General features: G+C 61.1%; 17 protein-coding genes. All 17 read left to right on the top strand.

Annotated elements, in window-relative coordinates; genetic code table 11:
* Positions 1-47: 47 nt before the first annotated feature.
* The 17 genes from motA (at position 48) to OP498_RS07180 (ending at position 20,319) form a co-directional block, all read left to right on the top strand.
* Positions 48-920 (top strand): flagellar motor stator protein MotA, encoded by an 873-nt coding sequence (gene motA, locus OP498_RS07260; protein ID WP_280553073.1) that lies wholly within the window; start codon positions 48-50, stop codon positions 918-920.
* On the top strand, positions 917-1,873 hold the full coding sequence (motB, locus tag OP498_RS07255) for a flagellar motor protein MotB (protein WP_280553072.1): 957 nt from the start codon (positions 917-919) through the stop codon (positions 1,871-1,873). Before motA ends, motB begins: the two co-directional genes overlap by 4 nt.
* 34 nt (positions 1,874-1,907) lie before the next feature.
* The gene (cheA, locus tag OP498_RS07250) at positions 1,908-4,037 is read left to right on the top strand and encodes a chemotaxis protein CheA (RefSeq protein WP_280553071.1); all 2,130 of its coding nucleotides are present in this window, start codon (positions 1,908-1,910) and stop codon (positions 4,035-4,037) included.
* Positions 4,034-4,531, top strand: coding sequence for a chemotaxis protein CheW (gene cheW / locus OP498_RS07245; RefSeq protein WP_280549454.1), 498 nt, complete (start codon positions 4,034-4,036; stop codon positions 4,529-4,531). The genes cheA and cheW overlap by 4 nt, the downstream gene beginning before the upstream one ends.
* A 25-nt stretch (positions 4,532-4,556) precedes the next feature.
* Positions 4,557-6,206 carry a methyl-accepting chemotaxis protein gene (locus tag OP498_RS07240; RefSeq protein ID WP_280553070.1) on the top strand — a complete coding sequence of 550 codons (1,650 nt, stop codon included), beginning with the start codon at positions 4,557-4,559 and terminating at the stop codon, positions 6,204-6,206.
* Between the two features lie 58 nt (positions 6,207-6,264).
* On the top strand, positions 6,265-7,614 hold the full coding sequence (locus OP498_RS07235) for a methyl-accepting chemotaxis protein (protein WP_280553068.1): 1,350 nt from the start codon (positions 6,265-6,267) through the stop codon (positions 7,612-7,614).
* A gap of 86 nt (positions 7,615-7,700) precedes the next feature.
* Complete coding sequence (locus OP498_RS07230; RefSeq protein ID WP_280553067.1) at positions 7,701-9,890, top strand: methyl-accepting chemotaxis protein; 2,190 nt, start codon at positions 7,701-7,703, stop codon at positions 9,888-9,890.
* 20 nt (positions 9,891-9,910) lie between these two features.
* Positions 9,911-10,765, top strand: a complete 855-nt coding sequence (locus OP498_RS07225; protein WP_280553131.1) for a CheR family methyltransferase — start codon at positions 9,911-9,913, stop codon at positions 10,763-10,765.
* 94 nt (positions 10,766-10,859) lie between these two features.
* The gene (locus tag OP498_RS07220) at positions 10,860-11,921 is read left to right on the top strand and encodes a chemotaxis response regulator protein-glutamate methylesterase (protein ID WP_280553066.1); all 1,062 of its coding nucleotides are present in this window, start codon (positions 10,860-10,862) and stop codon (positions 11,919-11,921) included.
* Positions 11,922-11,984: 63 nt separating this feature from the next.
* On the top strand, positions 11,985-12,863 hold the full coding sequence (locus OP498_RS07215; protein WP_348533476.1) for a methyl-accepting chemotaxis protein: 879 nt from the start codon (positions 11,985-11,987) through the stop codon (positions 12,861-12,863).
* Positions 12,853-13,056: a hypothetical protein gene (locus OP498_RS07210; protein ID WP_280553065.1), complete on the top strand. Its 204-nt coding sequence runs from the start codon at positions 12,853-12,855 to the stop codon at positions 13,054-13,056. The genes OP498_RS07215 and OP498_RS07210 overlap by 11 nt, the downstream gene beginning before the upstream one ends.
* Positions 13,057-13,112: 56 nt before the next feature.
* The gene (cheY, locus tag OP498_RS07205) at positions 13,113-13,502 is read left to right on the top strand and encodes a chemotaxis response regulator CheY (protein WP_280549467.1); all 390 of its coding nucleotides are present in this window, start codon (positions 13,113-13,115) and stop codon (positions 13,500-13,502) included.
* Between the two features lie 35 nt (positions 13,503-13,537).
* Entirely contained in the window at positions 13,538-14,230 is a 693-nt protein-coding gene (gene cheZ / locus OP498_RS07200; protein WP_280549469.1) for a protein phosphatase CheZ, read from the top strand.
* A gap of 136 nt (positions 14,231-14,366) precedes the next feature.
* A complete protein-coding gene (gene flhB, locus OP498_RS07195; protein WP_280553063.1) occupies positions 14,367-15,533 on the top strand; it encodes a flagellar biosynthesis protein FlhB in 1,167 nt (388 codons plus the stop codon).
* Positions 15,530-17,611 (top strand): flagellar biosynthesis protein FlhA, encoded by a 2,082-nt coding sequence (gene flhA, locus OP498_RS07190; protein ID WP_280553062.1) that lies wholly within the window; start codon positions 15,530-15,532, stop codon positions 17,609-17,611. The genes flhB and flhA overlap by 4 nt, the downstream gene beginning before the upstream one ends.
* Before the next feature lie 3 nt (positions 17,612-17,614).
* On the top strand, positions 17,615-19,840 hold the full coding sequence (flhF, locus tag OP498_RS07185) for a flagellar biosynthesis protein FlhF (RefSeq protein ID WP_280553061.1): 2,226 nt from the start codon (positions 17,615-17,617) through the stop codon (positions 19,838-19,840).
* Positions 19,837-20,319: a hypothetical protein gene (locus OP498_RS07180; protein ID WP_280549477.1), complete on the top strand. Its 483-nt coding sequence runs from the start codon at positions 19,837-19,839 to the stop codon at positions 20,317-20,319. Before flhF ends, OP498_RS07180 begins: the two co-directional genes overlap by 4 nt.
* Positions 20,320-20,636: the final 317 nt, after the last annotated feature.

Here is a 20,636-nt window from a genome sequence, read left to right as displayed (position 1 = left end):
TATCCGATGCAGGACATCATTCATCGCCTCGTTAGGGGATACCGGCCTTGCTGATACCCATCGGATACCTTGTCGTCATCTTCTCCGTGTTCGGGGGCTTCGCTCTGTCGGGCGGTCACCTGGGCCCGCTCTTCCAGCCCACGGAATTCCTGATAATCTTCGGCGCCGGTATCGGCGCCTTCATCGCCGCCAACAACGGCAAGGCCATCAAGGCCACCTTTCGCATCTTTGCTCGGCTGCGCCGCTCCAAGAAGTACGACAAATCGCTCTACATGGAGCTGTTGGCACTCCAGTACAAGATCCTCACCAAGATTCGTCGAGACGGCATGCTGGGTATTGAGCGCGACATCGATAACCCCGAGGAAAGCGCCTTGCTCAACGAGCACCCGCGCGTGCTCGCCGACCCGCTGATCATGACCTTCCTCACCGACTACCTTCGCCTGATGGTGAGCGGCAGCATGGATCCCATGGAGCTCGACGAGCTGATGCTTCACGAGATCGAGGCGTTCGAACAAGAAGCCCATATCCCTGCCGATGCCATCATCAAGGTCGGGGATGCCATGCCGGCTTTCGGCATCGTGGCCGCGGTGATGGGGGTAGTGAAGGCGTTGAGCGCGGCGGATGCCGCTCCCGATGAGATGGGCCAGATGATCGCCCATGCCTTGGTCGGCACCTTCCTGGGGATCCTGGCCGGCTATGGCTTCGTCAACCCTCTGGCAAGCCGTGTCGAGCGGCAGGCGAAAGAGGTGGAAAAGATCCTCCAGTGCATGCGGGTCACCCTGCTGGCCAGCCTGCATGGTTATGCGCCTCAGCTTGCCGTGGAGTTCGGGCGTAAGGCGCTGCATACCGAGGAACGCCCCGGCTTCTCAGAGCTGGAGGAGTACGTTCGCAATGCCAAGGCAGGTGAAGGCGGCGCATGACCCCGAATCGCAGACCCATCATCATCCGCCGTAAGAAAGTCATTCATCGGCACCACGGAGGCAGTTGGAAGATTGCCTTGGCGGACTTCATGACGGCCCTGATGGCCCTGTTCCTGGTCATGTGGATCCTCTCTCAAGCAGACCAGCAGCAGCGCGAAGCCGTTTCCGAATACTTCCGTACGCCATTGCTTACCGCCATCACCGGCGGGGAAGGCTCCGCACAAAGTGCCAATGTGATTCCAGGGGGCGGCCCAGACCCGGTGCACTCTGACGGTGAGAGGGCGCGCATCGACCTGCGTACACAGACACGCCCCAGCGAACAACAGCGGCGAGCCTTCCGTGATCTCCAGCAGCGCATCGAGACGGCCATTGATGCCGACCCGGACCTACGTCAGCTGCGCCAGCAACTGCGTTTCGACATGACGCCGGAGGGCCTGAGAATCCAGCTATTCGACACCGAGCAGCGCCCGATGTTTGCCCTTGGCAGCGACCGGGTGGCGCCCTACATGCGCGACCTGCTTCGCACCATGGCTCCCCTGCTCAATGAGCTGCCCAACGATCTCAGCATCGGTGGCCACACCGACAACCTGGCGTACCTGAACGGCTATCGGGGCTACAGCAACTGGGAGCTCTCGAGTGACCGGGCCAATGCCTCACGCCGGGAACTGGTCTCCGGTGGCCTGAATCCCGCCAAGCTCTTGAGGGTGTCGGGCTTTGCCGACCGGGTCGTGATGCCCGAGACGGAGGCCAGTGACCCCATCAACCGCCGCATCGAACTACTGGTGCTGTTCCGCCAGGTCGCTGAGCGTATCCGCTCACCAGGCTTGCTCAACGGTGCTGGTACGCCATCACCAATCGGCCATCAATCGATACAGCCGGTCGATACGGCACCAATGGAACGATTTACCAGAAGCCTGCAACAGGCACTCGGTACGGAACAACCAGGGCCCTGAGGGGCGAAAACCATTCCAGGGTGGGGACACGCGCATGGATATCACCGATTTCTATGACACCTTTTTCGAGGAGGCAGAGGAGCTTCTAGCGGATATGGAGCGCCACCTGCTCGAAATTGACCTCGAGGAGCCAGACGCGGAGCAGCTCAATGCAATCTTCCGCGCTGCTCACTCCATCAAGGGTGGCGCAGGCACTTTTGGCTTTGACGTGTTGCAGAAGACCACTCACCTCTTCGAGAACCTGCTGGATCACACACGCCGCGGGGAACTGAGCCTACGTCGGGACATCGTCGACACCTTTCTGGAAACCAAGGACATGCTGCACGACCAGCTGGATGCCTACCGCAACGAGGAAGAGCCCGACCAGGAGGCTTTCACGCGAATTTGCCAGACCCTGCAACAGCTGGCCCGCGAGGAGATCGGTCAGGAGCTCGAGGCAGCAGGCGGTACGCCGGGCGGAGCTGGCGAGCCCCCCACTGAGGCGCCACAGCCAGCGCAGCCTCGCGAGTCTTTCTCCGATAGCGATACGGCTCACCCCCAGATGGGTGAACAGGTTCTGGCCGTGGCCCTATTGAACGTCGGCGAGAAGGATCGTGGCCTGCTGGTGGAAGAGCTCGGACAGCTGGGAACTGTGCAAGACCAACATGGCGATGAAAACTGCTACGAGGTCACGCTGCTCACCAACGTCAGCCGTGACGACATCGAAGCCGTGATGTGCTTCATCGTCGAACCCGAACAGCTACAGATCCGTCCTGCCGAGCAGGAAAGCAGCTCCTGGGATACACAAGCACAAGAAGCTCCGGAGAAGGACGCCCTCACGCCCTCCCCCGTCCAGCAGAAAGCCACCGGGCCCACCGCCCAGACATCCACCGTCAGTCCAGGCGAGAGTGGCAAGCCAAAGACGAAGAAGGCCAAGGCGGGCGGCGAATCCAGCTCGATACGCGTCTCAGTGGACAAGGTGGACCAGATCATCAACCTGGTGGGAGAGCTGATCATTACCCAGTCGATGCTCGACCAGACCGTCAGCGAGCTGGATGGTGTCACGCATAGTGGCCTTCTCAACAGCATGAGTCTGTTGCAGCGCAATGCCCGGGACCTCCAGGAGGCGGTCATGTCAGTGCGCATGGTCCCCATGGATTATGTTTTCAGCCGCTATCCACGTCTGGTGCGCGATCTGGCAGGCAAGCTCGACAAGGATGTCGAACTCGTTACCGAGGGTGAATCCACTGAACTCGACAAGAGTCTCACAGAGCGCATCATCGACCCCCTCACCCACCTGGTACGCAACAGCCTTGATCACGGTATCGAGGATCCCGACACCCGCGAGGCGGCCGGCAAGCCACGAACCGGCCGTTTGACTCTGTCCGCTCAGCACCAGGGCGGCAACATCCTCATCGAAGTTATCGATGACGGTGCCGGCCTGGACCGCGACAGATTGCTCGCCAAGGCCCGCGAAAGTGGCCTGCCAGTCTCTAACACCATGAGTGACGATGACGTGTGGCAGCTGATCTTTGCCCCCGGATTCTCCACCGCCAAGGAAGTCAGCGACGTCTCGGGGCGTGGCGTAGGCATGGATGTGGTCAAGCGCAACATCCAGGGCATGGGAGGGCACGTCGAGATCATGTCCCGCAAGGGACAAGGCACCACCACACGAATCGTTCTGCCACTGACCTTGGCCATCCTCGATGGCATGTCGATCAAGGTCGGTGGTGAAGTCTTTATCCTGCCGCTTTCCACCGTGCTCGAATCCCTGCAGCCCTCTCGTGAGGATCTGTATGCCATGGCCGGCGATGACGTGGTCCTCAAGGTCCGCGATGAGTATCTGCCCGTGGTAGCCGTCCATGCGGCACTGGATGTGGAGGGCGCCAAGACAGAGCTGAACGAGACCATCGCTGTGATCGTTCAGGGTGAAGGGCGCCGTTATGCCCTGCTGGTAGATGACCTGATCGGTCAGCAGCAAGTGGTCGTGAAAAACCTGGAAACCAACTATCGCAAAGTGCCAGGCGTATCGGCCGCGACCATTCTGGGTGACGGCAGTGTGGCCCTGATCCTGGACATCGCCGATCTGCATCGCCTGAGCCGTGCCAAGAAGGAGGCTAGACGACCACAACGCGCCTCCACCGATTACGAGTCATTTTTCCGCAAGGAGGGAGAGCCATCATGACCAGCCTATCTCGGCATGAAGACTACGCGGCATCCGAGGCCCAGAACCGTGAATTTCTGGTGTTCTCGTTGGGTGAGGAAGAGTACGCCATCGATATCCTCAAGGTGCAGGAGATCCGAGGCTACGAAAACGTCACGCGCATCGCCAATGCGCCAGAGTTCATCAAGGGCGTGACCAACCTGCGCGGCATCATTGTGCCCATCGTCGATCTACGCATTAAATTCCATCTCGACAAGGTCGAGTACGGCGGTCAGACCGTGGTGATCGTGGTTAACGTCGCTGATCGCGTGGTGGGCATCGTGGTCGATGGCGTCTCCGATGTCATGACCCTCACGCCCGAGCAAATCAAGCCGGCCCCCGAGTTCGGCGTCACCCTGTCATCCGACTTCCTCAGCGGGCTGGGTAGCCTCGAGGACCGCATGCTCGTACTGGTCGACATCGACAAGCTGCTCACCAGCGAGGAAATGGCGTTGGTCGAGCGAACCAGTGCGTAAGGCAGCCCACGTAGGGAGATAAACGATGCGACAGATGACAACGACAAAGAAACTCTGGGGCTCACTCGGCATCATCTGGGTAGCCATGCTGGTGTTGGTCGGCTGGGGGGCGTGGGAAAACCGCCAGACCATGCTTGAGGAACGGCGCAATGCCCTGGGCGACTATGTCGACATGGCCATGAACGTGATCCGAGACCATGCCGAGCGTAGCAAAAATGGTGAACTATCCCTCGAGGAAGCCCAGCACCAGGCGGCCTCGACCGTTCGCGAAATGACCTATGACCAGGGCCGCGGCTACATCTACATCTTCAATGGCGATTATGAGCTTCTCGCCCACCCACGCCTGCCGGTAGGCACGTCGGTCGCGGACTTCCAGAATGATGAAGGACGCTACCTGTTCCGCGAGTTCGTCGAGGACGTGAAGACAGACGATGGTGTCGTGGACTATCTCTGGGCCCATGCCTCCGAGGAAGATGCTCTCGCCGAGAAGTCTTCCCTCAATGCCCTGTTCGAGCAGTGGGGGTGGTATGTGGGTACGGGGGTATACATCAACGATATCGACGCCGCCTTCCTGGCTGGCCTGACTCGTTCACTGCTCGCGCTGCTTGGCATTGGCATCCCGGTGTCCCTGCTGATGGGTCTAGTCATTCGCGGTGTGACACGTCGCCTGGGCGGCGACCCGCACTACGCCGCCGAGATGGTGCGGCATATCGCCGAGGGTAACCTGGCACACGCCATCCGCCTGCGAGACAGCGATCGCGAAAGTCTCCTCTTCGATATCGAGAGAATGCGTGCCTCGCTGGCCGACACCATCGGCGATATCCATCGTAGCGCCGACGAAGTCAATGGGGTAGTAGAAGAGATCGGCGCCGGCAACGATGAACTTGCGACTCGGACCGAGCAGCAGGCCGCATCACTCGCAGAGACCGCTTCCAGCATGGAACAGTTGACCGCGACCGTGAAACAAAACGCGGAACATTCCGGCAAGGCCCGCGAACTGTCCGGCGAGACCGCCTCCAACGCTGCCCGTGGCCATGAGTCCATGGTGCGCGTAGAGGCGTCGATGAGCGGTATCAACGAGAGTGCCGGCCAGATGAGCACGATCGTCGACACCATCGATTCCATTGCTTTCCAGACCAACATCCTGGCGCTCAACGCCTCGGTGGAGGCGGCCCGCGCTGGCGAACACGGTCGCGGGTTTGCCGTGGTGGCTGAGGAAGTACGTAAGCTGGCCAGCCGAAGCTCAGAAGCCGCCCAGGAGATCAAGGCACTGATCGAGACCTCCGACGGCAAGGTCGTCGAAGGGGCCCAAATGGTCAAGGAGACCGGAGAGATCATCGAGACCATGGTCACCGATATCCAACAGCTCAGTACGTTGATCGGCGAAATCTCCTCGGCATCAGAAGAACAAAGCCACGGCATTGAGCAGGTCAGCGAAGCGGTTTCCCAGATGGATCGCATGACCCAAAAAAATGCCGGCCTCGTGGAAGAGCATACCGGAGCTTCGCAACGTCTGATCGCGCAGAGTTACCAGTTGCGCGATCACGTGGCGCGTTTCAACATCACCATCGCCAGCCAGCGTGCGCAAGCGAACAAACACTTGGTGGTCTCGAGTGAAAGCGAGGAGCCGCCGAAAGCGACGCATCATCCACGACGTGAATTGGCAGAGGCCTGACACGTCAGGCCAGCCAACCACTGGTGGCTACCATGCCGCCTGAGAAAGGGAGTGGAACGTGAGGATACTCGACAACATGACGGTACGGGTCAGCTGGCTACTGGTGCTGGCGACCTTCACCGTACTGGTCTTGGCCGTCAGCCTCCTCGGCCTCTTCGCTTTGGAGGAAGGTAAGGCCGTTGTTGCCCAGATCGCACCGAATGCCGGTGAAGATGGTGCCGCTCTCGAGGCATCATTTGCTGACTTTGCACGCTGGATGCAGCTGGCCATCCTGGCGGCGTTGCTGATCACGATTCTCACCGTGATGGTGGTCTTGTGGGGAGTCACGGCCAATGTCGTTCGTCCGTTGGGCGAACTGGTCAGCTACTTCCAGTCTATGAAAGAAGGCAACCTGGACCAGAAGATTCCACAACTCGGGGACAATGAGATAGGTCGACTTTATGCCTCGCTGGACGAGATGCAACACGGCCTTGCCAACACCGTGAGCACGGTGCGTGACAGCAGCGAATCCATCTATCTTGGCACTCAGCATATTGCGCACGGAAATAACGATCTATCTGCCCGTACCGAACAGCAGGCGTCCTCGCTGCAGGAGACTGCCGCCAGCATGGAGGAGCTTTCTTCCACCGTGAACCAGAACGCGGACAATGCCCGCCAAGCCAGTCAGCTGGCCGCCGACGCCACACGGACAGCTCAGCAAGGCGGTGAGGTCGTCAGCGAGGTGGTCACGACCATGCATGAGATCAGCCAAGGGTCTCATCGAGTCGCCGAGATTATCGGCACCATCGATGCAATCGCCTTCCAGACCAACATCCTGGCCTTGAACGCCTCTGTCGAAGCCGCCAGAGCCGGCGAACATGGCCGAGGGTTTGCGGTGGTAGCCCAGGAAGTCCGCAACCTGGCCAGCCGCAGTGCCAATGCCTCGAGCGAAATCCGCACGCTGATCCAGACATCTGTCAAACAAGTGGATGCCGGGACATCTCGTGTCGACCGTGCCGGGCGGACCATGACCGAAATCGTTGCCGCCGTGCAGCGTGTCAGCGACATCATGGACGAGATCGCCTCGGCGTCCTCCGAACAGAGCAACGGGATCGGCCAGGTCAACGATGCCGTCGCTCAGATGGACCAGGTCACTCAGCAAAATGCTGAACTTGTCCAGCAGGCGGCCAGCGCCGCCAACCAACTAGAAGCGGAAGCCAGCCGGCTCAAGGTAGCCGTCACCCGCTTCCAACTCGGTGAAGGCAACCTCGACACCTCGGAAAAAAGCTCGCGACAAGCAGACGAAAGCCGTGACCTGGCTCGCTGGATGCCGGCGTTGATGTCAGCCAATAGCACGGCTCGCCAGGCGACCCGCGAGGGGCACGATAACGGACACAGCCGTCGCGACGATGAGTGGGAGTCCTTCTAGCATCGACCTTTGGGAGCCGCCCATAGCCAGCGGTACAGCATAATAATCACCAGGCCTTCGCCTGTTGCCTTAGCAGAGGACATCGCATGCGAAACAACCAGCCCGTCACACAACAGGAATACCCGCTCCATGACGAGCACTTCCTGATCTCCCGCACGGACCTCAAGGGCCGCATCACCTATGCCAATCCAGCCTTCATCGAAGTCAGCGGTTTCAGCCACGATGAGCTGCTCGGCGCGCCCCACAACCTCGTACGCCACCCGGACATGCCTGAGGCAGCCTACCAGAACCTGTGGGACACGCTGGAAGCCGGAGAGAGCTGGAAAGGCCTGGTCAAGAATCGACGCAAGAATGGTGATCATTACTGGGTAGAAGCCAGCGTCTCGCCCATTGTCGAAGACGATCAGGTCGTCGGCTACGCATCGGTCAGAGTCAAACCGAATCCTCTCGACGTCGAGAAAGCCGAGAAAGCCTATGCCCTCATTCGTGAAGGCAAGGGTAGCCGCTTCGCTCTCGAGCGCGGACAACTTCGTCGTCGCGGTCTCGGTGGCCGCTTGTCAAAGCTCAATATGCGCAGCTTGCGAGCACGGGTAGTGACCATGGTGGTTGTCGCCGGCCTGTTGCTCTCGGCAAGTGGCGCCATGGGGCTCTTCGGTCTGCAGGTGTCCGGCGAGCGCCTGCAGTCCCTGGACCGAGACGGCCTGCAAGACGTAGCCCGCCTACAACAGATCGACCAACTTGCTACCCGGGCCCACCAATCGCTCGCCCAGAGTGAGCGGTTCATGCTGCTGGAAAACAAGGACCAGCACACCGAGGAGCTGCAGGAGATAGAGACATCCGTGGAAGCTCTGTGGACCGCCTACCGGGCCAGAGAGACGAATCAGGGCGGGCAAGCCGATACGTTTGATACCGTGCTGCAAAACTATCTGGAATCCGGCATAGCACAAGCCATCACCCTGCTTCAGAGCGAAGATAATTTCGACTTGTTCACCAACCTGCCTCCGCATATTGAGGAGATGCAGGCGATGGGCGCGACCCTTTCCACCGAGGTCAATGACCTGATCGAGGGCAAACAGGCTGACGCGGCAGCATTGGCGAGTGAGGCCCGAGCAGAACAACAGCTGATGCTGATGGTGCAAGCCGGCATGCTGGCCATCGGCCTGCTGGTGCTGATCGTGATTGGCGCCCTGACCCTCCGCGCCATGTTGCGCCCGCTGCGTGCTGCAGAAGCCTTCACTCTGCAAATCGCCTCGGGCAACCTGGCCGCCGACGCGCCATCACGCCGGCGCGATGAGCTCGGCCGCCTACTGGAAGCCCTCGATATCATGCGCAAGAGCCTCGGGAGCATCGTTGGCGACGTCAACAGTGGGATCCGTGTTGTGACACCTGCCGCTCGCGACATCGCGTCGGGCAACGAAGATCTTTCTGCGCGCACCGAACAGCAGGCCGCCTCTCTCCAGCAGACTGCCTCGAGCATGGAAGAGATGACCACGACGGTGCAACACAACTCGGACAATGCTCGACAGGCCAGCGGACTGGCCTCGGAAAATGCTGCACGCACCCAGGAGACCGGCGAGCTGATGCACCAGGTCGTGGACACCATGGGGCAGATCACCCAAGGCTCTCGCAAGATGACAGAAATCATCAATGTCATCGATTCCATTGCCTTCCAGACCAACATACTGGCGCTGAATGCGTCGGTCGAAGCGGCTCGGGCCGGCGAGCAAGGTCGCGGTTTTGCCGTCGTCGCCGGAGAGGTCCGCAAGCTAGCCGGCCGCAGCGCCGACGCTGCCAACGAGATTCGTGAGCTGATTGATGGCTCGGCTCGCCAGATCGACGGTGGTGCCGAGCAGGTACGCAAGGCGGAGACATCCATCAATGCGGTCATGGAAGCGTCCACTCGCGTCAACGACATCATGGGAGAGATCACCGCCGCATCCGAGGAGCAAAGCAACGGAATTGGCCAGATCAACCAGGCAGTGGTGGAAATGGATCAGGTAACCCAGCAGAACGCCTCACGCGTTCAGGCATCAGCCCGCGCTGCCAGCGAGCTCGAGCAGCAAGCCGGCTTACTCGGAAATGCCATTTCAGCCTTCCGTTTGCGCGGCGCGGGGGTGGAACAGGCCCCTTCCCTGGCCGAACGCCGAGCACGACCTCAGCGCCCTGACACCAAATCGCAGCCCTCTTCATCCTCTCATCATGAGGCCAGCCCGCCAGTTGAGCGCAAGGACGGGGCCCGCCAGGCCACGGCTGTCGAGGAGTGGGAGGAGTTTTGAACGATCATCGGGGTGTCACCATGCCGGCGGAGGAGAAAAGCTGGGGAAATGGTCGGCTCGAGCGAGATCTCGAGCTGACCGCTAGTGATTTCTCCAGAATCCGCCAGCTGATCTACCAGCGATCAGGCATCGTGCTCGCCGAGCACAAGCGCGAGATGGTCTATAGCCGGCTGGCAAAACGCTTACGCCATCATGGCCTGACTCGCTTTGCCGATTATTTGGGTCGACTGGAGCGCCAGCCCGATGCCCGGGAATGGGAGGCATTCACGAACGCGCTGACCACCAATCTCACGGCCTTCTTCCGTGAAGCACACCATTTCCCCCTGCTGGCCGATCATGTGCGCACGCGCCCGGGCAGGGTTCGTATCTGGTGTGCCGCAGCATCGACGGGAGAAGAGCCCTACTCCATCGCCATGACCCTGATGGAAGCCATGGGGCAACGGGCCAGTCAAGCCGAGGTCGTGGCGACGGACATCGATACTGATGCCCTGACCAGAGCTCGAGCAGGCATCTATCCCTTGGAGCAGGTGTACAAGCTCGAAGAGTCGAGGGTCAAGCGCTTCTTCCAGCGCGGCAAGGGGCCCCATCAGGACTTCGCACGTATTCGCCCGGAGGTCGCGGAGATGGTCGACTTTCAGTCACTCAATCTGCTCGCTCCCCAGTGGCCGGTGGCCGGCCCCTTCGATGCGATCTTCTGCCGCAACACCATGATCTACTTCGACAAGACAACCCAGTCACGGATCCTTGAGAGATTTGCCCCGCTCCTCAAGCCTGATGGCCTGCTGTTTGCTGGCCATTCAGAGAGCTTTTCCTACATTACCGAAGCCTTCCAACTGCGTGGCCAGACCGTCTACACACGCAAGTCTGCGCGCTGAATCACTAAAGTCTCACCTCCTCTGGCCGATAGGGAGATCATGGCCGGCCTGAGCGGTCTCCCCGCGGGCTGTTAAGACAACAGGAGACAACCCCTTGAGCGCCAACAGAATCAAGGTGCTGTGTGTCGACGATTCGGCGCTGATACGCGACCTGCTGACAGAAATCATTAATACCCAGCCCGATATGGAAGTTGTGGCCGTTGCCCCTGACCCCATCGCGGCTCGTGATCTGATCAAGCATCACAACCCGGATGTGCTCACACTGGATGTCGAGATGCCACGCATGGACGGCCTCGACTTCCTCGAGCGTCTGATGCGCCTGCGCCCCATGCCCGTATTGATGGTCTCCTCTCTGACCCAGGCCGGCTCCGAGGTAACTCTGCGCGCCCTGGAACTGGGTGCCGTGGATTTCGTGGCGAAGCCATCACTGGGCATCCGGCACGGCATGATGGAGTACGCAACGGAGATTACCGAAAAGCTCCGGGCCGCTGCGCGATCACGCCCGCGGCAGGCAAGACGACCGGATAGCCCAGGCCCCAGACTACTCAAGGCCCCCATGGTCTCCAGCGAAAAGCTGATCATCATAGGGGCGTCCACCGGTGGCACAGAGGCGATCCGTAACGTCCTGGAGCCTTTACCGGCCAACAGCCCAGCCATCTTGATTACCCAACACATGCCGGGGGGCTTCACCCGTTCCTTTGCCGAGCGTCTCGATCGCCTTTGCCAGATCAGCGTCAAGGAGGCAGAAGACGGCGAACGCCTTCTGCCAGGCCATGCCTACATCGCCCCCGGCGACGTTCATCTCGAGCTGGCACGGAGTGGCGCCAACTATGTCGCACGCCTTGATGGCGGGCCGCCGGTCAACCGACACCGCCCCTCTGTGGATGTGCTGTTCCACTCCGCCGCCACCCAGGCAGGACGCAATGCCATCGGCGTGCTCCTAACCGGGATGGGCAAGGATGGTGCGGCCGGCCTGCTGGAAATGCGTCAAGCGGGGTCGGCCACCCTGGCGCAGGACGAGACCAGTTGCGTGGTATATGGCATGCCGAGAGAGGCGGTTGCACTCGGTGCGGCGGCAGAGGTGCTGCCACTGGAGGAAATCGCCCCTCGTCTGCTTTCTTTGGCGGCAGCCTCGGGGCGAACCCAACGGGTATAGACAACAAGTCCAATACCGTCACCGGGTCATGCGCCTGGTCCATACGTAGAAGGAAGTGCTGGCATGACACGCCTCTTGCGCAGTATCAGCATCCACGCGGCCATGGTGGCCGTTCTTGCCTGCTTCGTGGTGTTGCTCGCCGCGGTGGCCATCATGGGGCAGGTGGCCAGCCATTCGGCCAACAACACCCTGGAGACTCTCGACCGGGTCAACGTGCTGCGAGAACAGATGGTGGGGCCGGCAGAGACCCAGGAGTCGCCCCTCACCGAGTTCGTTCGCTATGCCGATGAGCACGGCGAGATGATGCTGGCCGACTACGACGCGATGTCCACCCTGTTCCAGCGCATACAAATCGGCATCCTGGTGATAGTGACGCTGATGGTAGCCATGATCTACATGGGTCTGCGCAGAATCGTCATTACGCCCCTTCAGGTGGCCGTGGAAACCCTGGAGGCCATTGCCAAAGCGGACCTCTCCCGCGAGATCCGTGTTTACGGACGTAATGAGATCAGCAAGTTGTTTGCGGCGATGCGTGACATGCAGCAGAACCTGACACGCATCGTCACTGATGTTCGTGACAGCAGTGGCTCCCTCCACGTGGGCAGTCGCGAGATCGCAAGCGGCAATGCCGACCTTTCCTCGCGCACCGAGCAACAGGCGGCTTCCCTGGAAGAGACGGCTTCGAGCATGGAAGAGCTCACCACCACGGTGAAGCAGAATGCCGACAACGCCCGCCAAGCCAGTGGCCTGGCACTTGATGCGTCCAGCACCGCCGAGCGAGGCGGTGAGGTGGTGGAACGTGTGGTCAGGACGATGCATGGCATCTCGGGCAGCTCGAAAAAGATCGCGGATATCACCGGAGTCATCGACTCGATCGCTTTCCAGCCCAACATCCTGGCATTGAATGCCTCGGTGGAGGCGGCACGAGCCGGTGAACAATGAAGAACAAGCCAACCGCCTGGAGCAGGCAGTGGCTGTCTTCAAGCTGACGGGAGCCATGAATACTGCCCAGCAGCTCCATGAGGCGACTACACCCCGGGCCAATCCGGCGAATGCCGCCCCACGCCCGATGCACTCGGCATCCCGTCGTCCTGTGCATCAGGCAGCAGCCAAAGAAGAGTGGGAAGAGTTCTGAGTCATGTCGGCACTGGCGTGCCGGCGCCTGAATACCGTGATTGAAGAGGATATCCGATGGCAAACAAGGACATGAGCATCCTGGTGGTAGATGACTTCCCGACCATGCGCCGCATCGTGCGCAGTCTGTTGAAGGAGCTCGGCTTCACCAACGTGGAAGAGGCCGAGGATGGCCAGGACGCCCTGAACAAGCTCAGCAGCGGCAGTTTCGAGTTCGTGGTCTCTGACTGGAACATGCCGAACCTCGATGGACTGGAGATGCTCAAGCAGATCCGCGCGGATAGCGCCCTCAAGGATCTTCCGGTATTGATGGTCACTGCCGAGGCCAAGAAGGAGAACATCATCGCGGCTGCCCAGGCAGGTGCCAATGGCTATGTCGTCAAGCCCTTCACCTCGGCCACCCTGGAAGAAAAGCTCAACAAGATTTTCGACAAACTGGGCATGTAAGGCTTCCGGGAATGTCCCGGCACCAAGGAGCGATGATGATGAGCAACGAGATGCCATCGCAGGATCTCCCCCAGGAGTCCAGCGACGAGCTGGTACAGCGCATCGGGCAGCTGACACGCATGCTGCGTGAGAGCATGCGCGAGCTGGGACTTGACAAGGAGATCGAGAAGGCCGCAGAGGCTATACCTGATGCCCGCGACCGCCTCAGTTATGTGGCGACCATGACCGAGCAGGCAGCAGAGCGTGCTCTCAACGCCATCGACCGTGCCCAACCGCTACAGGATGAGCTCAGTGAACGGGCAAACGCGCTGGACAAGCGCTGGGCAGAGTGGTTTGCCGAACCCAAGGAACTGGACGACGCGCGCGACCTGGTCCAGGACACCCGGGAATATCTTGCCGAGGTGCCGAAACGTACCCAGGCGACGAACCAGGAGCTGCTCGAGATCATGATGGCGCAGGACTTTCAAGACCTGACAGGCCAGGTGATCAAGAAGATGATGGATATGATCCGCGAGATCGAGCATCAGCTAGTGCAGGTGTTGATCGATACCGTGCCTCAGGGCAAGGCTCGCGAGGACCTCCAGAAACGTGCCACGAACCAGTGGCAAACCGATGAACGACGCCGTGAGGAGGGGCTGTTGAACGGCCCACAGATCAAGCCGGAGGGCGAGAGCATCGTCACCGGCCAGGACCAGGTCGACGATCTGCTGGACCAGCTCGGCTTCTAACCCCGCGCCCTCCTCCAGCCCTGATCATGCCGGTAGTCGCGGATAAGACAGCGATTACCGGCCCTTTTTGGCGCATCACCCCTTCCCCTTCCTCGACAGAATGGCCAAGGTCTGCACGACCGCCCGGTGAATGGCCATGTCCGATCAAGATAGCGACCAGGAAAAGACGGAAGAGGCCACCCCGCGACGACTGGAAAAGTCGCGCGAGGAGGGCCAGGTCGCCCGTTCCCGGGAGTTGGCCACCTTCATGTTGTTGCTGGGAGGCGTCGTCGGCCTGTGGTCGATGGGCAGCATGCTCTATGACCAGCTTGGGCTGGTCATGGAACAGGCCTTCCTGTTCGAACGACGCCATGCGCTGGAAACCACCCCGATGCTTGCGCATGCCCTGAATCTCGGCCAGCGAACACTGTATGCCCTTCTGCCCCTGTTCCTGTTGCTCACGGTCGTGGCCCTGGTCGCACCGGCACTGCTTGGGGGATGGCTGATCTCGGCCAAATCACTCCAGCCACAGCTATCGAAGCTGAACCCTCTCAAGGGGCTGAAACGCCTGTTCGGTGTTCAGGCACTGGTGGAACTGGCCAAGGCCATCGCCAAGTCAGTGTTGGTCGGCAGCGCGGCAGTGACGTTTCTCTACTTGAACCGCGGTGAGTTCATGGCCCTGATGGATCAGCCGATTCAGCAAGCGCTGGCCAAGGCGATGTGGATGGCGGCCCAGGCCAGCGGCCTGATGGTCCTGACACTGCTGGTCGTCATTCTGATTGATGTGCCTTACCAACTGTGGAGCCATGCCAAGAAGCTGCGCATGAGCAAGGATGAAGTGAAGCGCGAACACAAGGAATCCGAGGGGGATCCCCAGGTGAAGGCTCGCATCCGTCAACAGCAACAGGCGATGGCACGCGGTCGCATGATGAGCCAGGTCCCGGAAGCTGATGTGATCATTACCAATCCCTCGCATTACGCCGTGGCTCTGCAGTATCAGGAGACCGGCATGTCTGCGCCCCGGGTCATCGCCAAGGGGGCTGATGCGGTGGCTGCTCGTATTCGCGAGGTCGGTGAGGAACACGGGATCCCAAGATTAGGAGCACCACCGTTGGCGAGGGCCCTTTATCACCACGTGGATCTCGATGCCGAGATTCCAGTGGACCTGTATACCGCTGTGGCCGAGGTCCTGGCTTGGGCCTTCGGGCTGAGACGTGCAGCCAAGGAAGGCGGCGAAGCGCCGCCCTCCCCTGAAAACCTTCCGGTACCAGCCTCCATGGAGGTCCCTGCGCGCGATACCGACTCTCACGAGGCACGTTCATGAAGGCCTTGAATAACTATCTGGGCCAACGGGACTGGATGGGCAATGTGCCCATGAAACTGCTGGCCGGTCCCGTGCTGATCCTCATGATCCTCTCCATGATGATCCTGCCACTGCCGCCCTTCGCACTGGACCTGCTGTTCACGTTCAATATTGCCCTGGCGGTCATGGTGCTACTGGTGAGCATGTTCACCCAGAAGCCACTGGATTTCGCTGCCTTCCCGGCCGTATTGCTGTTCACTACCTTGTTGAGACTATCGCTGAACGTCGCTTCCACCCGCGTCATCCTGATGGAGGGGCATCAGGGCGGCGACTCAGCGGGCAAGGTCATCGAGGCCTTCGGCGAGTTTCTCCTCGGCGGCAACTTTGCGGTGGGCCTGGTGGTATTCCTGATCCTGGTGATCATCAACTTCATGGTTATCACCAAAGGCGCCGGACGCATCGCTGAAGTCGGGGCCCGTTTCATGCTCGACGCCATGCCGGGCAAGCAGATGGCAATCGATGCCGACCTCAATGCCGGACTGATCGGCGAAGATGATGCACGGCAACGACGTAGCGACGTGGCTCAGGAGGCCGATTTCTACGGTTCCATGGACGGTGCCAGCAAGTTCGTGCGTGGCGACGCCATGGCCGGCCTGGTGATCATGGTAGTCAATGTGATTGGTGGCCTACTGATCGGGATGCTTCAGCACGACATGGACTTCGGAAGTGCGGCACGGACCTACACCCTGATGACCATTGGTGACGGCCTGGTCGCCCAGATTCCAGCTCTGGTGATCTCCACAGCTGCCGGCGTGACCGTCTCACGGGTCACCACTGACCAGGACGTCGGGCAGCAGATGATCAGTCAGCTGTTCGTTAACCCCCAGGTCATGATCCTGGCGGCTGCGGTCATGGGACTACTGGGACTGGTTCCGGGAATGCCCAACCTGGTGTTCCTGATCTTCACGGCATTGTTGGGCGGGCTTGCCTGGTGGCTACTTCGCCAAAAGGAGCGTCGCCTGGTCGAGGAGGAGATCGCGACCGAGCCTCAGCCGAGGTCAGAAGCGCCGGAAGCCAGCTGGGAGGACGTCCAGTTGGTGGACACCTTAGGTCTGGAAGTCGGACATCGACTGATCCCCCTCGTGGATGCCCGCCAACAGGGTGAGTTACTGGGTCGGATCAAGAGCGTACGCAAGAAATTTGCTCAAGAGGTCGGCTTTCTTCCTCCTGTGGTACACATCCGCGACAACCTTGAGTTGGGAGCCAACACCTACCTGCTGACCCTCAAGAGCGCAGAAATCGGTCGAGCCGAAGCCTTCCCGGGCCAGTGGCTTGCTATCGACCCGGGCCAGGTGACCGGCGAACTCAAGGGCATGATGACCCAGGACCCGGCCTTCGGATTGCCGGCCGTCTGGGTGGATACCGGTCAGCGTGAGCATGCACAGGTCTATGGCTATACCGTGGTGGATGCCAGCACGGTGGTTGCCACCCACCTCAATCACCTGCTCCACCGGTACGCCGCCGAGATGCTCGGCCGTTCAGAGGTACAAAAGCTTCTCGACAAGCTGAGCGAAGAGCAACAGGGCCTGGTGGAAGACGTGGTGCCCAAGGCCATCTCTCTCACCGTGCTTCAGCGCTTGCTGCAGAACCTGCTCGATGAGGAGGTCTCGATCCGCGACATGCGCACCATCTTCGATTGCTTGGCCGAACATGCCCCGCAGCAGCAGGATGCCAACGAATTAACGGCGATGGTGCGGATCGCGCTGGGCAGAGGTATCACTCAGCAGTGGTTTGCTGGTCGCGAGGAACTCAAGGTCATCGGCCTGGAAAGCCAGCTTGAGCAGATCCTGACCCAGGCCATGAACGGTAACGGCGCATTGGAGCCAGGGCTGGCCGAGACCCTGATGACCGAAGCCGAGAAAGCGCTTGAGCGCCATGAGGCAAGTGGCGAGCCACCGGTCCTGGTGGTGCAGCACGGCCTGCGGGCCCTTCTGTCACGTTTCCTGCGACGGCGCCTGCGCCACCTCGTCGTCATGTCTCAGGCAGAGATTCCCGACGATCGCACTCTGCGTGTTACCACCCTGCTAGGAGGCCGCTGATAGATGAGCGTCATTCGATTCACGGGTAACACCAGTCGAGAGGCCATGCGCCAGGTGCGCGAGTCGCTTGGGGATGATGCGCTGATCCTGGCCAATCGTCGCACCGAGCAGGGCGTGGAAATCCTGGCCATGGCGGATGGCGCCATGGAGAACATGACCGCAGCGTCTGCGCCACAGGCCCCATCCCCCTCCTCTGTACCACCGGCTCCACAATACAGTGATGCAGCGATCGACGGACGCACCCTGCAGACCATGAGCGAGCAGCTGCTGCATGAGATGCAGGATATGCGCGCACTTCTGGCCCGGGAACAGGCGCGCCACACCCCCACTCAGGACTCCCGAACACGACTCAAGCGCCTGCTAGGAGAAGCGGGCTTCAGTGCCCTGCTGGCCGACGAGCTGCTGCAAGCGCTCCCTGGCGAACTCAACGACTGCGAAATCGACGACAACCGTCCGCTTTCCTGGCTGCAACGACGGCTGGCGGCCAGACTGCCCGCCCTTGAGCACGAGGATAACTTCCTTGCCCCCCCCGGGGTCATATCGCTGGTTGGCCCGACCGGGGTCGGCAAGACCACCACAACTGCCAAGCTGGCGGCTCGCTTCGTTCAGCGCCACGGCGCAGAACAGGTCGCGCTGGTCACCACTGACAGCTTCCGCATTGGCGCCCACGAACAGCTGCGGATATATGCCGGGCTTCTGGGCATTCCGATGCATGCCCTCGCGCCGGGCCAGCCTATCGACAGCCTGGCCCGGGACCTCCGGGGCCGCCGCTGGGTGATCATCGACACCGTAGGGATGAGCCAACGTGACCAGAGGATCATCGAGCAGATTGCCCAGCTGCAGGGAGGGCGAGTCCGGGTCCGGATGGTGCTGCTGCTCAACGCGGCCAGTCAGCCTGAGACTCTAGAGGAAGTCGTTACACGTTACCGCCAGGCCGCGCGAGCGGCAGGGGCTGAACTGAGTGATTGCCTGCTGACCAAGCAGGACGAGGCAGGACGATTGGCTCCAGCGCTAGAGACGATCATCCGCCATGGCCTTCGCCTGATGTACAGCGCTCAAGGCCAGCGTGTCCCGGAAGACCTGGAAATACCCGATCCGATGGCTCTGATCACGCAGGCCCTTGCCACGCGCGCCCCACTAGCCTTGGCCGAACCGTCGGCCTCACTGCAGCCCCGGGCAACGAGCGGGTTCTCCCCGAGAGGTGACCTGCTCGGACAGGGACGGCGGCTGTCGTCCACCCTGCAGGGGCTTCGTCAGCGACTGGCGGGTTTCAGTGACCTGGAGGCTGCCTGGGACATCTCCACACTTCCCGATGAACTCCAGGCAGCTCGCCTGGATACCCTGCTCGACCAGGCTGCCAGGACATGCGAACGCACAGGCATGCTATGGGCCTCCCGGCGAACCTTGAAGGGCTGTGACTGGGCAATGCCGGACCTGGGGCTGGACGCACGGGGCCGTTGGCTAACCCTGCCGGACCTGCAACACAGGCAACCCATCGGCCAGGTCAACCGGCTGGCCATGTCGGACGAGATGCAGGGGGTCAAGGTCCATCTGCTTCCCTCCCTACCGGAAAGCGATGCCTGGCAATGGCTTGATAGAGGGCAGGTCATTTGGTCCAGCCAGGTACGCCCTGGGCAGCGGGTCATTCATAGCGCAGAACGTCGTGCCCTGTCCGAACTTGCCCCACTGGCCACCCGGTCCGCACAGGCCAACTGCCGACTTCGAGGCCAACCTTGCCACGTGGCGCTGTCACAGCTCACTGTCACGGCGTTTCCGACTCGTCGCAAGGAAGGTCTGTCCGGTAAATCCCTGGAAGCCTGGTTCGGCACACTGAGCGATCCCGAAAGCGGAAAGGAGCTGGGCCGGCGCTACTGGTTGATGACCATCAGCAACCACGAGGATGCCCTGCCCCTTCTGCTCAGCCATCTGCAGGCCGAGGGCCTTGCGCAGCAAACACGTCGTGCCAAGGAACGATTGTCCGCGCTGCTGCCGGCTCAGACACGTCCTGAGCTACAGCTACTATTGGCCACCGGGATCGCCGCCGCCGCCAACCATCTCGACCATGGCAGCGACGTGGCCGCCATGGATCTCCGTTCGGAACTCCTGGGCCTTCTGGGAGGGCGGCGCCGCCGACGTGACACCGCCCTGCTTGACGCCTTGCTCTACCTGTTCAGCGCCAGGGATGCCATTCGCCATGTCGGCTCAGCCGGCCTGGAGGGTATGCCGTGACCTTCGCCGATCAGGCAGCAGGACTGCGGCAGGGGGCAGGCACTCACCATGTCTCCTCCCCTCGCGATGACAACCGTCGCGACGTAGTCCCAGCCTGCAAAACGCTGATGGTTGTCGGGCTACCTGGCGTATCGCCCTTCCAGGCCCAGCGCGTCCGCGACCTGCTGGAGTACTGGGATGCGCAAGGACGACGCTGGGTGGGCTCAGCAGCACAGTGGCGGGTCGTCCCTGTGGAGATCGCCAGTCCACACTTGCCACTGCTGCTCACGCAACAGTCACGATGGGCCCTCTGGGTGGACAACGATCCGAATGCCTTCCGCCGGGCTTTCGGGGTATTGACGCGGCTCCATGACCAACAGAGGCCTCATCGTCTGCTGGCGGTACATGCGCCGGAGATGCCCCGCAAGGGACTACTGGACAACCTGCAACAGGCGGCGTGGAGTTGCCTGGGTATTGACCTGCTGGTGATGTCGACATGAGGCGCACCGGACGATATGCCCTGGGATTGGTTCTCGCGGTCGCCTGCGCTGAAGGGCATGCCGCTGGCAGTTGGGTCGCCAATGCCTCTGAGACCAGGGTCAGCATGGCAGACCGCGAAACATCGTCTGACTCTCTAGGCCCCGTCGGTACGCAAGCCGGCAATCGAGTGATCCAGAGTATCGTCTGGCACTACCGGCTCCCACCGGGAGACACCCTGAACGTCAGACTTTGCCACCCGGCCGATTGCACATCGCTACCAAGCCCACGCGGCACAACCCGCGCACTGGCCGGACTGGCAGCCGACGTCGCGCTGGAA

The sequence above is a fragment of the Halomonas sp. 25-S5 genome (genome assembly GCF_029889845.1).
Classification (GTDB): Bacteria; Pseudomonadota; Gammaproteobacteria; order Pseudomonadales; family Halomonadaceae; genus Halomonas.
Note: the sequence above shows the minus strand (reverse complement) of the source record. Positions and strands in the feature narration are given on the sequence as shown.

What these genes read in the sequence shown, in the direction of transcription:
- OP498_RS07230 (WP_280553067.1), top strand. Translation starts at nt 7,701, where the DNA reads ATGCGAAACAACCAGCCCGTCACACAACAGGAATACCCGCTCCATGAC.
- flhA (WP_280553062.1), top strand. Translation starts at nt 15,530, where the DNA reads ATGAAGGCCTTGAATAACTATCTGGGCCAACGGGACTGGATGGGCAAT.
- cheY (WP_280549467.1), top strand. Translation starts at nt 13,113, where the DNA reads ATGGCAAACAAGGACATGAGCATCCTGGTGGTAGATGACTTCCCGACC.
- flhF (WP_280553061.1), top strand. Translation starts at nt 17,615, where the DNA reads ATGAGCGTCATTCGATTCACGGGTAACACCAGTCGAGAGGCCATGCGC.
- cheW (WP_280549454.1), top strand. Translation starts at nt 4,034, where the DNA reads ATGACCAGCCTATCTCGGCATGAAGACTACGCGGCATCCGAGGCCCAG.
- cheZ (WP_280549469.1), top strand. Translation starts at nt 13,538, where the DNA reads ATGATGAGCAACGAGATGCCATCGCAGGATCTCCCCCAGGAGTCCAGC.
- OP498_RS07225 (WP_280553131.1), top strand. Translation starts at nt 9,911, where the DNA reads ATGCCGGCGGAGGAGAAAAGCTGGGGAAATGGTCGGCTCGAGCGAGAT.
- flhB (WP_280553063.1), top strand. Translation starts at nt 14,367, where the DNA reads ATGTCCGATCAAGATAGCGACCAGGAAAAGACGGAAGAGGCCACCCCG.
- OP498_RS07240 (WP_280553070.1), top strand. Translation starts at nt 4,557, where the DNA reads ATGCGACAGATGACAACGACAAAGAAACTCTGGGGCTCACTCGGCATC.
- cheA (WP_280553071.1), top strand. Translation starts at nt 1,908, where the DNA reads ATGGATATCACCGATTTCTATGACACCTTTTTCGAGGAGGCAGAGGAG.
- motB (WP_280553072.1), top strand. Translation starts at nt 917, where the DNA reads ATGACCCCGAATCGCAGACCCATCATCATCCGCCGTAAGAAAGTCATT.
- OP498_RS07215 (WP_348533476.1), top strand. Translation starts at nt 11,985, where the DNA reads ATGACACGCCTCTTGCGCAGTATCAGCATCCACGCGGCCATGGTGGCC.